This is a genomic window from Nonomuraea turkmeniaca, assembly GCF_005889735.1.
Lineage (GTDB): Bacteria > Actinomycetota > Actinomycetes > Streptosporangiales > Streptosporangiaceae > Nonomuraea > Nonomuraea turkmeniaca.
In genome coordinates, this window is the sequence record NZ_VCKY01000119.1 from 1 (window position 1) to 12,745 (window position 12,745).

The window sequence follows — 12,745 nt, forward strand, 5'->3', positions numbered from 1 at the left end:
CCCCCACCCCCGTTCCCGCCGGGTCCTCCAGGACCGCCGCCCGGTCCGGAGAGGTTCGGGCCGTTCGCACCGCCCGCGCCGGAGTTCGGCGCGGTGATCCACTGGGAGTCGCCCGCGCCGCGCGTGCGCCGCGGCGACGTCCGGGCCGCCCTGCTGGCCCTGCTCCTGGAGGGGCCGCAGAACGGCTACCAGATGATCCAGGACATCCAGGAGCGCAGCCGCGGCGTGTGGCGGCCCAGCCCCGGCTCGGTCTATCCGGCACTCCAGCAGTTGGAGGACGAGGGACTGGTGACGGCCAGCGAGTCGGGCGGCAGCCGCGCCTACCAGCTGACGGAGCGGGGCCGAGAGCAGGCCGCCCGGCACGCCGAGGAGGCGCCGTGGGACGAGGTCGCCAGGTCGGTGCCCGCCGACCGGCACGAGCTGAGCGTGCTCTGGGCCCAGCTCAACGAGGCCTTCGCCCATCTGGTGCGCACAGCCAGCGACCGGCAGGTGGAGGAGGCCAAGCAGCTGATCAAGAAGACCCGCAGATCCGTTTTCCACATCCTGGCGGAGGACTGATGAGCGACCGACCGGCCGTCGCCGTACGCGGCCTGCGGAAGACCTACGGGAAGGTCGAGGCCGTCAAGGGCGTCGACTTCGAGGTGCGTCCAGGCGAGGTGTTCGGCTTCCTCGGCCCGAACGGCGCCGGCAAGACCACGACCATCAGCATGCTCTGCACCCTGGTCAAGCCGACCGGCGGCAGCGCCACCGTGGCCGGGCACGACGTGGTGCGCGAACGCGACGAGGTACGCAGGAACATCGGCCTCGTCTTCCAGGACCCCACCCTCGACGGCTACCTGAGCGCCGAGCAGAACCTGCGTTTCCACGCCGAGTTGTACGGCGTGCCGAAGAACGTGGTAGGCGACCGGATCCGCCAGGTGATGGAGATGGTCGCGCTGTGGGACCGTAAGGACGCCAAGGTCATGACGTTCTCCGGCGGCATGAAGCGCCGGCTGGAGATCGCCCGCGGACTGCTGCACTCGCCGCGGGTGTTGTTCCTCGACGAGCCGACGGTCGGCCTCGACCCGCAGACCCGCTCGGCCATCTGGGGGTACATCAACCAGTTACGGCTCATGGAGGACATCACCATCTTCATGACCACGCACTACATGGACGAGGCCGAGTACTGCGACAGGATCGCCATCATCGACCACGGCGAGGTCGTGGTGATCGACTCGCCCGAGGCGCTGAAGGCCAGCGTCGGCAAGGACCGCGTGCAGATCCACACCCCCGACGACGCCAAGGCCATCGAGGCGCTGCGGGAGCGCTTCGGGCTGGAGGCGGCCGTGCACGAAGGGGCGGTGACGTTCGCGGTGGCGTCGGGCGAGGAGTTCGTGCCCCGGCTGTTCGGGGAGCTCGGCATGCCGATCAAGGCGGTGAGCGTGTCGCGGCCGTCCCTGGACGACGTGTTCATGTCGTACACGGGCTCCACGATCCGCGACGCCGAGGCGGGCGAGGGCAACATGGCGTTCATGCGAGCGATGGCGAGGCGATGACAGGTCATGGCTACCGAGGCGATTAGCGTCCGGGTGCCCGCGCGCAGCGCCGGGCACGACCTGCGGGCGATCAAGATCGTGCTCCACCGGGAGATCCTGCGTTTCGTCAACGACCGCACCCGCATGTTGTCGATGCTGGTGCAGCCCGTGCTGTGGCTGTTCGTCATGGGCACAGGGCTGGGGTCGCTGGTGCAGGGCTCGATCCCCGGGATCGACTTCCGCACGTTCATGTATCCCGGCATGATCTCCATGACCGTGATCATGACGGGCATGTTCTCGGCCGGGTCCATCGTGTGGGACCGCGAGTTCGGCTTCCTGCGCGAGATGCTGGTCGCGCCGGTGTCCCGCGGGGCGATCGTGGTCGGCAAGTGCTTGGGCGGCGCCCTCGTGGCCACCGCGCAGGGCATCATCATCCTCGCCATGGCGGGGCTGGTGGGGGTGCCCTACTCGCCCGCGCTGATGGTGACGCTGCTGGCGGAGATGTTCCTGGCGGCCTTCACGATCACGGCGTTCGGGGTGATGCTGGCCGCGCGGATGAAGAACATGCAGACGTTCTTCGGGCTGATGCAGATGGCGATCATGCCGATGATGTTCCTGTCGGGGGCGATGTTCCCGCTGGCCAACCTGCCGTCGTGGTTGCACGTGCTGACCGTGCTCAATCCGATGACGTACGCGGTGGATCCGATGCGGCAGGCGGTCTTCGCCCATCTGGACGTGCCGCCCCAGATCAACGCGATGCTCAACCCTGGGGTGCAGTGGTTCGGCTACCAGGTGCCGGTGCCGCTGGAGCTGGGGGTGGTGGCGGCGCTGGGGGCCGTGTTGCTGGGAGTGGGGATCGCGGAGTTCCGGCGGGCGGAATAGGGCCGGCGTCCGCACTGGCCCGCCAGAGCACGACAAAGCCGAAGGCCCGGGGCGGTGCGCCCCGGGCCTCAGCTCATTTCACGACGCTCAGCGCTTCACGCGGACATAGTCCTTACGGCTGCCGGAGCCGTCGGTGTCCTCGTCACCGCCGAACACGAACCGCCAGTGCCCGGAGTTCCAGGCCTTGACCTTGGTGGAGAGCCGCCCGCTGTCGCTGGACCAGAACGACTTCACGTACTCCCACTTCTTCGACTTGAGCGGCTTGAAGTACAGCGCCACCTTGCCCGAGTAGCCCTCCCAGGACCCCTCGTCGTCGACCTGCAGCTTGCCCGAGAACTTCAGGTACCTGCCGCGCTTGATCGGCTCAGGATAGGCGTTGAACTTGATCAGCCGCGTGTCCGCCTTCTCCACGGGCGGCGGGGCGGGCTGGTTGACCTTGACCCAGTCGGCGGCGCTGACCGAGCTGTTGACGCCGCGGGTGCCCGCGTACTCGGCGCGCCACCAGCCGGAGGTGACGGCCTGGGCGGAGGCCCAGAAGCGGCCGTGGCGGCCGGTCACGTCACTGGTGACGTACTCCCACCGGGACGAGCCGTCGGCCTTGAAGAAGATCGCCACGCGCTGTCCGGCCACGCCGCCACGGCCCTCGACCAGCAAGGCGCCGGTGAAGGACAGCTTGTCGCCCTTGTCCACGGGCTCGGGGCGGGCGTCGAAGCCGACGATCTTGCTGCCGAGGTTACGGCGCTTGACGTCGACCCGGTCGGCGTCGCTGACGGAGGGCTTGGCCGCGGATGTGCCCGCGAACTCGGCCCGCCACCAGCCGGTGGCGTTCGCCCGCACGGTGGCGCCGAACCACCCGCCGCCGCCGGTCGTCACCTTGGTGACCGCGCGATAGGTGTCGGAGCCGCGCTCGCGGAACGTGATCGAGACGCTCTGACCGGCGTAGCCCTGGCCGTCGGCCAGGAGCCGGCCGGAGACCTTGATCAGGTCGCCCTTGTCGACGAGGTCCGGGCTGGCGTCGAAGTCGACGATCTTGGTGTCGAGCACCTTCTTGACGACGACCTCGAACGTGCCGCTACGCGACGCATCGCCATCGCCATGGGCGAGGGCACGCCAGGTCCACTTGCCGACGTTCGTGGAGTCGAAGGACTTGGTGCCGGTCTGCTTCGTCCAGCTGCCGCGCGGGGACGGCGTCAGCGTGACGGGCGACTCGACGCTCTGCTCGCCGGGCGGCTTGAGCAGGAGCTCTGCCGTCCCCGCGTTCTTGGTGAGGAAGCTGAACGTCGCCGTGACCGCGCCCTTGGTCACGTCGATCGGCGGAGTGGGGCTGATGCCCACGGGGGTGAGGATCGGTGCCGGGGCCGCCGTCGCGGCGGTCGGTGCGAGGGCTACCAGGGCCCCCGCGCCGACTATGACGGCGAGGGCGGCGACACGGATGCGTTGTAACATGCGGGTTCCTTTCTGGAGACCCCAGTGGTTCAACGCGGCATTGAGGGTGCCACGTGTGTCTTCTCAGTAGACGTGCACGCGGACGAGAAGGTTGTGGATTCTGACAAACCGTTATTGATCGGGGTCAGTAACACTGGTCCACAACATGTCACCGGCGTCCAGCAGACGGCAGCGCCGATCAAAGACATAATCGATGTGTGGCGCGCGACACTGTTGAGACACATTTCACCCAGGCGGTTACAACGCTGACGGCAGGTCCCGCGCGAGATCCCGGCCTGCCGGTCCGCGAGGGCACGACGCTGACCGGCGAGGAGTGCAGGGCGCTGTTCCGCCGCCAGCTCGAAAGCCGGCTGCTCGACGTCGCCGCCCGCTGGCTGCGCGAGCAGGAGGAGGGCTTCTACACGATCGGCTCGGCCGGCCACGAGGGCAACGCCGCCGTCGCCGCCGCCCTGCGGCCCGGAGACCCCGCGCTGCTCCACTACCGTTCCGGCGCGTTCTACCTGACCCGGTCGGAGAGGGCGGGACGACTCCCCGAGCAGGGCATCAGGGACGTGCTGATGGGCCTGACCGCGGCGGCCGAAGAGCCGATCGCGGGCGGCAGGCACAAGGTGTTCGGCCACCCTGACCTGGCGGTGATCCCGCAGACCTCGACGATCGCCAGCCATCTGCCCAGGGCGGTGGGCGTGGCCTTCGCCATCGAGCGGGCCAGGGCCCTCGGCACACCATCGCGGTGGAAGCAGGAGGACGCGATCGCGGTGTGCAGCTTCGGCGACGCCTCGGTCAACCACGCGAGCGCGCTGTCCGGCTTCAACACCGCCTCCTACGCGACCTACCAGGGGCAGCCGCTGCCGATCCTGTTCGTGTGCGAGGACAACGGCATCGGCATCAGCGTCCGCACGCCCAAGGGCTGGGTGGAGGCGGCCGCGCGGCGTCCGGGCATCGAATACTTCGCCGCCGACGGTTGCGACCTCGCCGACGCCTATGACGCCGCCGTACGCGCCGTCGAGCACGTACGCACCCGCCGTTCCCCCGCGTTCCTGCACCTGTCCACGGTGCGGCTGATGGGGCACGCCGGGTCCGACGTCGAGGTGGCGTACCGCACCCAGCGCGAGATCAAGGCCGACCTCGAGCGCGACCCGCTGCTGCGCACGGCGGCGCTGCTGGTCGAGGCCGGGCTCGAGACGCCGGAAGGGCTGCTCAACACATACGAGTCCATGCGCGAGCATGTGCTGCGCATCGCGCTGGAGACCACGCGCAGCCCGCGGCTCGGCACCGCCAAGGAGATCATGGAGCCGATCGCGCCGCGCAGTCCGGAGCTGATCGCCAAGATCAGCCCGATGGCGGCGACGGGTCCGGCCAGGGAGAAGGCGTTCGCCGGGTCGCTGCCGGAGAACGACAAGCCGATGACGCTCTCGATGGCGATCAATCGCACGCTGGCCGACGCGCTGACCGTCTACCCGGAGATGACGGTGTTCGGCGAGGACGTCGCCAAGAAGGGCGGCGTGTACGGCGTGACCCGGGGGCTGCAGAAGCGGTTCGGGGCGGCGCGGGTGTTCGACACGCTGCTGGACGAGCAGGCCATCCTGGGGCTGGCACTCGGCGCCGGCGTGTCGGGGCTGCTGCCGGTGCCCGAGATCCAATACCTGGCATACCTGCACAACGCGCTCGACCAGATCCGCGGCGAGGCGGCCACGCTGTCGTTCTTCTCGCGTAACGCCTACCGCAACCCGATGGTGGTGCGGGTGGCCGGGTACGCGTACCAGAAGGGGTTCGGCGGGCACTTCCACAACGACAACGCGATCGGCGCGCTGCGTGACATCCCGGGGCTGGTCATCGCCTCGCCGTCGCGGCCGGACGACGCGGCCTCCATGCTGCGCACGTGCCTGGCGGCGGCTCAGACGTCCGGGTCGGTGTGCGTGTTCCTGGAGCCGATCGCGCTCTACCACACGAAAGACCTGTTCGACGACGGCGACGGGGGGTGGCTGGCGCCGTACGCCCCGCCCGCGCGCTGGGCGGAGACGCACGTGCCGATCGGCCGGGCCCGCTCGTACGGCGACGGGCGCGACCTGACGATCGTGACGTTCGGCAACGGGCTGCGGATGAGCCTGCGGGCCGCCGTGCGGCTGACCCAGGAGGGATACGGCTGCCGCGTCCTCGACCTGCGCTGGCTGGCTCCGCTGCCGCTGGAGGACCTGCTGCGGGCGGCCGAGCTGACGGGCAAGGTGCTGATCGCCGACGAGACCCGGCACTCCGGGGGCGTCTCCGAGGGCATCATGGCCGAGCTGGCCGACGCCGGATACACCGGGTCGGTGGCCCGGGTGACCTCGTCCGACAGCTTCATACCACTGGGTGCGGCGGCCGATCATGTGCTGCTGTCGGAGGAGGAGATCGAGCAGGCGGCACGCAAGCTTCTGGGCTGAGACCTTCTACTGGCGGGCCACCGCGCCTCTGATGCAGGCCGGCTTCGACCAGGCGACCGTCGAGCGTTCTGAGATGCGCAGCGGCACGCCCACCGGGAACCAGTAGCCGGTGTCCGGACCCAGGCGGGCGACGTGGGCCGAGGTGGCGCCCTGGCCGAGGGCGATGATGGGCTGCACGCCCTTTCCTGCCGGGGAGCGCTGCAGGACCACCTGGTGGTTGCCGGTGGTGGCGGCGAATCCGCCTTGGCCCGCTACTAGAGCGGGTTCATGAGATATCCGCCGAAGACCGCGGCGGTGACCGACACCAGGAAGAAGAAGAACACATAAAAGCCGCCCGGCAGGAACGTCAGCCTGGCCAGTTGGTCGGCGTCGGAGTCTCTGGCCTGCCGTCTGCGCCGCTTCTGCTGCAGCTCGATGATCGGCCGGATCCCGCCCAGCAGCAGGAACCACACCGCGACCAAGGCGACGACCTGCTGGACCTCGGCGGGCGCGTACATGATCAGGGCGAAGACGGCGGAGCCCGTCGCTAAGAGGATCAGCGCGCCGTACAGGTTGCGGATCAGCAGCAGCATGCAGACCAGGAACAACAGGACGGTCCAGATCAGCAGCGTGATGCGCCCCTGCTCGGTGAGCCACGCGGCGGCCAGCCCGAGCAGCGGCGGCGCCAGGTAGCCCGCCAGCGCGGTCAGGATCATGCCGGGCCCGGTGGGCCTGCCTCTGGTCAGCGTCACGCCGGAGGTGTCGGAGTGCAGGCGGATGCCTTCGAGCTTGCGCCGGGTGACCAGCGCCATCAGCGCGTGGCCGCCCTCGTGGGCGATCGTGATCAGGCCCCGGGACAGCTGCCAGGGCATGCGGAAGCCGACGATCACGAGCGCGGCGAGAGCCGAGACCACTACGACCCACAGGTCGGGGTCAGGCTGAACCTTGATCAGGTGGGCCCAGAACTTGTCCATCGAGGAGAAACCCTATCCAGGTGAAGTCCCGGCCGTGGCCACAGAACAAGATTCTGACGCGGAGGCGGCGATCGGGTGGCACGGCCCGCGGTCGGCCGGACCTCGCCCCCCGTACATCTGAAGGCCTCCTGTTGTCGACCTTCTTCCCCGACCCTGGCGTCGTGGACACGAGCCGTGTGCGGGCGCGGCGGCGCGTCGTGATCTGATGGAAAGGTGAACGATCGGCACGTGGCGCTCATCCGCGCTTTCTACGACGCCCTGAGCCGCGCGGACCTCGCGGCCATGGAGAGCTGTTACCACCCCGAGGTGAGCTTCGGCGACCCCATCTTCCAGGAGGTCGAGGGCCGCGACCGGGTGATGCGGATGTGGCGGCTCCAGCTGGGCGTGCGCGACGGGCTGCGGTCGGACTGTCGTGACGTGACGGCCGACGACCACACCGGGACGGCGCACTGGACCGCTCGTTACACCATGGCCGGCACGGGTCGGCAAGTCGTCAACGAGATCGACGCACTGTTCAGATTCGACGACAATCTGATTGTCCGCCATCACGACGAGTTCGATTTCCGGCACTGGTCGAAGATGGCGCTGGGCCGGCCGCACGGGCTGCTCTTCGGGTGGACGCCGATGTGGCGCAAGACCATCAGGGACCGGGCCGCGCAGCAGCTCGACGCGCTCGGCCCCGCATAGCAGTTCGTTCTGGAGTGGACATGGCCAGGGTCAGAGGTTTCCGGCGCAGCGGCGAGGCCCGCGAGACGGCGCCCGAGCACTCGATGGACCCGCGTGCCGCCGAGCAGCCGCCCTACCGGCCGACGGTCATCGACAACGCGATCTACCAGGACGGCGAGCGCGTCGACAATCCCGGCTCGCTGGCCGACGCCTTCGAACGCCTCAAGGACATGCCAGGCAGCATGGCCTGGATCGGGCTGTACCGGCCCAAGGAGTGGGAGCTGGTCAAGCTCGCTGAGGAGTTCGAGCTGCACGAGCTGGCGCTGGAGGACGCCATCGTCGGCTCGCAGCGGCCCAAGGCCGACCGGTACGGCGACACGCTCTTCGTGGTGCTGCGTGCCGCCCGCTACTTGGATGACGTGGAAGAGGTCGCGTTCGGCGAGGTGCACGTCTTCGTCGGCCCCAACTTCGTGATCACCGTACGCCATGCCGAGGCGCCCGACCTGCAGGCGGTGCGCAAGCGGATGGAGTCCGAGCCCGACCTGCTCCGGCAGGGCCCGCAGGCCGTGCTCTACGCGATTCTCGACGCCGTGGTCGACGGCTACGCGCCGGTGGTGGCCGGGCTGCAGAAGGACATCGAGGAGATCGAGGTCCAGGTCTTCGGCGGCGACCCGTCGGTGTCGCGCCGGGTGTACGAGCTGTCCGGCGAGGTCATCGAGTTCCAGCGGGCCACGTCGCCGTTGGTCGGGATGATCCACGGGTTCATCGCCGGTGCTCGGAAGTACGGGGTGAACGACGAGCTGCAGAGCTACCTGCGCGACGTGGCCGACCACGCGATCACCGTCGCGGAGCGGATCTCCGCCTTCCGCCAGATGTTGCAGAACATTCTGGTCGTCAACTCGACGCTGGTGACGCAGGCACAGAACGCGGAGATGGCGCGGATGACGGAGGCGAGCATCCAGCAGGGCGAGGAGGTCAAGAAGATCTCCGCGTGGGCGGCCATCCTGTTCGCGCCGACTTTGGTGGGCACCATTTACGGGATGAATTTCGACTTCATGCCGGAGACCCACTGGGCGTTCGGTTATCCGTTCGCCATCCTGCTGATGGCGGTCGTCTGCCTGGTCCTCTACGTGGTCTTCAAACGGCGGGATTGGCTCTAGTATTCACCCCCATGATCAATCGCGTATTAGCGGGGACGGCCGTCGGCCTGACGCTGCTCTCCGGCACGGCCACGGCACACGCCGAGCCCGTCAAGGGCGCCCCTGAGCTGACCCACAACGAGCTCTACAAGGCGGCCAAGCTCCCGAAGGTCTCCTGCAAGCTCAACAAGGGCACGAGCACCGCCTCGACCAAGAAATACGTCACCGAACTCGTCGGCTGCCTGAACACGGCGTGGAAGCCGGCCATCAAGGATTTCAAGCCGGTCGAGGTGAAATTCAAGGAGGCCTCCGACAAACGGTCGTGCTCCACCGGCATGGACCTGTCCGGCTCCATCGCGGAGGTCTGCGCCACGTTCATCAGCGTGCGGCTGGCCAATGACTGGATCAAGGCCAAGGACGACCTCAAGGTGTTCACGTCCATCGTCATGACGTGGAGCGGGGTCGTCACCGGCCAGACCGGCATCGGCGAGGCCTGGTGGTCGCTGGAGAACGGCGCTGTCGAGTCCGTCATGCACGAGCACAATCGCCGGTACTACCTGCAGGTCGACTGCTTCGCGGGCGTGTCGGCGAAGAGCCTGGGGCGGGTGGTCAAGGACTGGAAGCCGGTGATCAAGGTCCCGGACTCCTGGAAGAACCGCTTCCACGGCAAGACCGCCAACCGCCTCTACTGGATCAAGAAGGGGTACGCGTCGGGCCGGCCGGGGGCGTGCAACACCTGGACGGCCGGCTCCACCAAGGTGGCGTAGGAGATTCTTCCCCGTGGGGCGTCCGCCCGAGTGTCCATCAACGTCGGCATCAACCCCACGTTGATGGACACAGTTCCTCGAAGCCCATGGATTCCGCCCCGGCACATGTCACCACAGCGCCCCGATCACCAGGCCGACGACGATCGCGGCCGTCAGGGCGGCGCGGAGGGCGGACAGCGCGCGGCGCCGGGCGAGGGAGTCCAACGGGCGTCCTCAGGATTCCAGACCCATGCGCTCTTCCAGGCGCTCGAGACGCTGGATGAGTGGCTGGAGTTCGTTCCTGATCGCGGTCGTCAGCATCGCCGCAGCCTGGGCTTGTCCCTGTGCCGGGTCGGACTGGGTCTGGGCGCGGAGGTGGACGTATCCGGCCAGGGCGGCGGTCACGGCGCGGCGGGCGAGGCGGGGCTCGGCGCCCAGGGCGCGCAGGACCTGGCCGGCGGTGCCGTCGGGCTCGGCGACCAGGCCCAGGAGGAAGTGCTCGCAGCCGACGTAGTTGTGCCCGAGCGAGGTCGCCTCGGTGACGGCGAACTCCAGCGCGTTGGCGGCGGGTCCGCTGAAGGTCCGCGTCGCGTCGTCCCCTGAGCCCGTGGCGGGTGGCTGGTGGTGGGCGGCCAGGTCGCGTTTGATCTGCTCCAGGCTGATGTCCATGGCGCGGAGCACGTGCAGGGCGAGGTTGGCTCCTTCCGTCAGCATGCCGTTGAGGAGGTGCTCGGTCCCGACGCTCGCGGCGCCCTCCGCGGTGGCCTGGTCGGTGGCGAGTTTGAGGACCGTACGCGCTCTGGACGTCAGGTGGGTCAGCGCGCCGGTGGGCGTGGACAGGTCGAGATCGGTCAGCACGGTCTGGCGGATGGCGGTCACCCGGCGCACCGCCTGCTCCAGAGCTCGCTGGCAGACGGCCGACACCGGCACGCCGGCCTGCTTGACCGCCTCCGCCAACTCGTCCGGCAGATACACGTTGATCTTCGGCATGACCCCACTATAACCCTGATGGGGTTATAGTGGCCAGCCGTTCGGGTGTCCCGATGGCGATGGCTTATATCGGGAAGCCGAGTAATGATCGCAGTGAGGCGCGATACCGATCCGGTTCCGCAAAGGAGAGTCTCATGGCCGATCATCCGACCAACGACGCCATCGCGCTCATCAGCGGCGAGTTCTGGGGTCGGAACCCGCACGAAGATCTGCGGTGGATGCGGGAGAACGCCCCGGTGTACCGGGATGACGAATCCAACGCGTGGGGCCTGGCAAAATATCGCGACGTTCGATACGCGTCGCTGCACCCGGAGATCTTCTCCAGCGCCGGAGGCATCCGGGCGGAGACCGGCCCGCTGCCCATGATGATCGACATGGACGACCCCGAACATCTCGGCCGGCGCAGGCTCGTGAACCGCGGCTTCACCCCGCGCCGGGTCACCGCGCAGGAGGAACGGATCCGGCTGATCTGCGATGGCATCATCGACCGGGTCTGTGAGCGCGGCACCTGTGACTTCGTGTGGGACATCGCCGCGCCGCTGCCGCTGATCGTGATCGGAGACGCCCTCGGGGTCGCCCCGGAAGACCGCGAGGACCTCATGAGGTGGTCCGACGACATGTTGCGCGGGTTGACGGGGATCTCGGAGGACGCGGCGCTGATCCGCGCGGGTGCGGCGTTCGAGGAATACCAGGCCTACGTGACCAAGGTGATCGCCGATCGCCGCGCCGGGCCACGCGAGGATCTGATCAGCGTGCTGGTGCACGCCGAGACCGAGGGCGAGCGGCTCGACCACGACTCGCTCGTGTACGAGTCGCTGCTCATTCTGATCGGCGGGGACGAGACCACCCGTCACGTCCTGTCCGGAGGCGCGTACCAGCTCTTTCAGCACCCGGAACAGCGCCGGCGGCTGATCGACGATCCGGAGGGCATTCCCGTCGCGGTGGAGGAGATGCTGCGCTGGGTGTCACCGATCAAGAACATGAACCGCACCGCCACCCGGGACGTCGAACTCGGCGGCCAGCTCATCCGCAAGGGTGACAACGTCCTGCTGCTGTATCCCTCGGCCAACCGCGACGCCGACGTCTTCCCCGAGCCGGACCGCTTCGACGTGGGGCGGCGGCCCAACGACCACATCGCGTTCGGGCTCGGCGGCCACTTCTGCCTCGGCAACAGCCTCGCCCGGCTGGAGTTGCGGGTGATGTTCGAACGCTTGCTGTCCCGCCTCCCGGACCTGGAGCAGGTCGACGGGGAAGAGCCCGCCTACCGCGCCGCCAACTTCGTCTCCGGGTACGAGTCCATGCCGGTCCGCTTCACCCCCGCTCCGCCGGTGGGCGACAGGGGATAGCGGCTGCTCGAGCCGGGGGCGTACGCGTGGGCGTCCTTCGGACAGCGACGGCCGCTGCATGACACCGACGCCGACCCCCAGTCTCCGGAGTGAACCCTCATCCGGTCGATCGTGCTCAGCTCTTCGGTCCGTCCGGACACCATGCTTCCCCTGATTCGCCCGGCTGCATTCCCGACCTATGAGCGGGCGAGCAGGTCGTTGATCGGCTCACACGCGGTGCAGCGCCACAGGCGCACGGTGCCGTCTCCGTGGGCGGTGGCCAGCAGCTTCGCCACCCTTGCCGGCTCGCCTCGAGCTGGGCTCGGGTCGCATGCCTGCGAGTGTCCTTGGTTCCGTCTCCGGGCATGGTCAACCGCAGGAACACGCCTTTGGCCACATCCTGTTCAGCCGGGTCGAGCTCGCCGTAGACGCGCTCGGCGGTTTTGCGAGACCGCGCCGCGCAGGCCGCCCGTCGCCCGGAACGCGGCCACGGTGAGCGACGTTCCCGTACGGTGCCGCCAGGTCTCCAGAAAGGCGTGCGAAACCAGCGACAGCGCACCCACCTGCCCGCTCAGGGGCCGACGCCCCCTCGCGTGTACCTGGTGACACCTTTCGTTTCTGCGCCCGCGACCCCGGCGCACGGCGGCTTCTCCACCAAGAAAGT

13 protein-coding genes and 1 pseudogene are annotated in these 12,745 nt (G+C 68.6%); 8 read left to right on the plus strand and 6 right to left on the minus strand.

The window, feature by feature from the left end:
- From ETD86_RS30285 to ETD86_RS30295, 3 genes are all read left to right on the plus strand, one after another.
- A partial coding sequence (locus ETD86_RS30285; protein ID WP_138669803.1) for a PadR family transcriptional regulator occupies positions 1–558 on the plus strand: 558 nt, incomplete at its 5' end.
- Positions 558–1,535 carry an ATP-binding cassette domain-containing protein gene (locus ETD86_RS30290; protein ID WP_138669805.1) on the plus strand — a complete coding sequence of 326 codons (978 nt, stop codon included), beginning with the start codon at positions 558–560 and terminating at the stop codon, positions 1,533–1,535. The genes ETD86_RS30285 and ETD86_RS30290, both read left to right, overlap by 1 nt.
- A 6-nt stretch (positions 1,536–1,541) precedes the next feature.
- On the plus strand, positions 1,542–2,396 hold the full coding sequence (locus ETD86_RS30295) for an ABC transporter permease (RefSeq protein ID WP_138669807.1): 855 nt from the start codon (positions 1,542–1,544) through the stop codon (positions 2,394–2,396).
- A gap of 87 nt (positions 2,397–2,483) precedes the next feature.
- On the opposite strand, the gene ETD86_RS30300 is transcribed toward ETD86_RS30295, so the two are convergent.
- The gene (locus ETD86_RS30300) at positions 2,484–3,842 is read right to left on the minus strand and encodes a hypothetical protein (RefSeq protein WP_138669809.1); all 1,359 of its coding nucleotides are present in this window, start codon (positions 3,840–3,842) and stop codon (positions 2,484–2,486) included.
- 197 nt (positions 3,843–4,039) lie between these two features.
- On the opposite strand from ETD86_RS30300, the gene ETD86_RS30305 reads away from it, so the two are divergent.
- Positions 4,040–6,262 (plus strand): thiamine pyrophosphate-dependent enzyme, encoded by a 2,223-nt coding sequence (locus ETD86_RS30305; protein WP_138669811.1) that lies wholly within the window; start codon positions 4,040–4,042, stop codon positions 6,260–6,262.
- A gap of 6 nt (positions 6,263–6,268) precedes the next feature.
- Here the strand turns inward: ETD86_RS30305 and ETD86_RS55555 are convergent, their stop codons facing one another.
- A complete protein-coding gene (locus tag ETD86_RS55555) occupies positions 6,269–6,439 on the minus strand; it encodes a hypothetical protein (protein ID WP_170223351.1) in 171 nt (56 codons plus the stop codon).
- Between the two features lie 77 nt (positions 6,440–6,516).
- The gene (locus tag ETD86_RS30310) at positions 6,517–7,215 is read right to left on the minus strand and encodes a M50 family metallopeptidase (RefSeq protein WP_138669812.1); all 699 of its coding nucleotides are present in this window, start codon (positions 7,213–7,215) and stop codon (positions 6,517–6,519) included.
- A gap of 213 nt (positions 7,216–7,428) precedes the next feature.
- Between ETD86_RS30310 and ETD86_RS30315 the strand changes: the two genes are divergently transcribed.
- From ETD86_RS30315 to ETD86_RS30325, 3 genes are read left to right on the plus strand one after another with little or no spacing between them, the layout of a single operon-like run.
- Positions 7,429–7,902 carry a nuclear transport factor 2 family protein gene (locus ETD86_RS30315; RefSeq protein WP_138669814.1) on the plus strand — a complete coding sequence of 158 codons (474 nt, stop codon included), beginning with the start codon at positions 7,429–7,431 and terminating at the stop codon, positions 7,900–7,902.
- 20 nt (positions 7,903–7,922) lie between these two features.
- Positions 7,923–9,041 (plus strand): magnesium and cobalt transport protein CorA, encoded by a 1,119-nt coding sequence (locus tag ETD86_RS30320; RefSeq protein WP_138669816.1) that lies wholly within the window; start codon positions 7,923–7,925, stop codon positions 9,039–9,041.
- Between the two features lie 11 nt (positions 9,042–9,052).
- Positions 9,053–9,787 (plus strand): hypothetical protein, encoded by a 735-nt coding sequence (locus ETD86_RS30325; protein WP_138669818.1) that lies wholly within the window; start codon positions 9,053–9,055, stop codon positions 9,785–9,787.
- A gap of 213 nt (positions 9,788–10,000) precedes the next feature.
- On the opposite strand, the gene ETD86_RS30330 is transcribed toward ETD86_RS30325, so the two are convergent.
- On the minus strand, positions 10,001–10,756 hold the full coding sequence (locus ETD86_RS30330; protein ID WP_138669820.1) for a Clp protease N-terminal domain-containing protein: 756 nt from the start codon (positions 10,754–10,756) through the stop codon (positions 10,001–10,003).
- Between the two features lie 134 nt (positions 10,757–10,890).
- Here ETD86_RS30330 and ETD86_RS30335 point away from each other — a divergent pair, with 134 nt between their 5' ends.
- Positions 10,891–12,102 (plus strand): cytochrome P450, encoded by a 1,212-nt coding sequence (locus ETD86_RS30335; RefSeq protein ID WP_138669822.1) that lies wholly within the window; start codon positions 10,891–10,893, stop codon positions 12,100–12,102.
- Positions 12,103–12,397: 295 nt separating this feature from the next.
- Here the strand turns inward: ETD86_RS30335 and ETD86_RS60230 are convergent.
- Positions 12,398–12,508 (minus strand): annotated as a pseudogene (locus tag ETD86_RS60230) (hypothetical protein); the annotation flags it as partial.
- On the minus strand, positions 12,486–12,722 hold the full coding sequence (locus ETD86_RS60235) for an nSTAND1 domain-containing NTPase (RefSeq protein ID WP_425465672.1): 237 nt from the start codon (positions 12,720–12,722) through the stop codon (positions 12,486–12,488). The pseudogene ETD86_RS60230 and the gene ETD86_RS60235, both read right to left, overlap by 23 nt.
- Between the last annotated feature and the right edge of the window lie 23 nt (positions 12,723–12,745).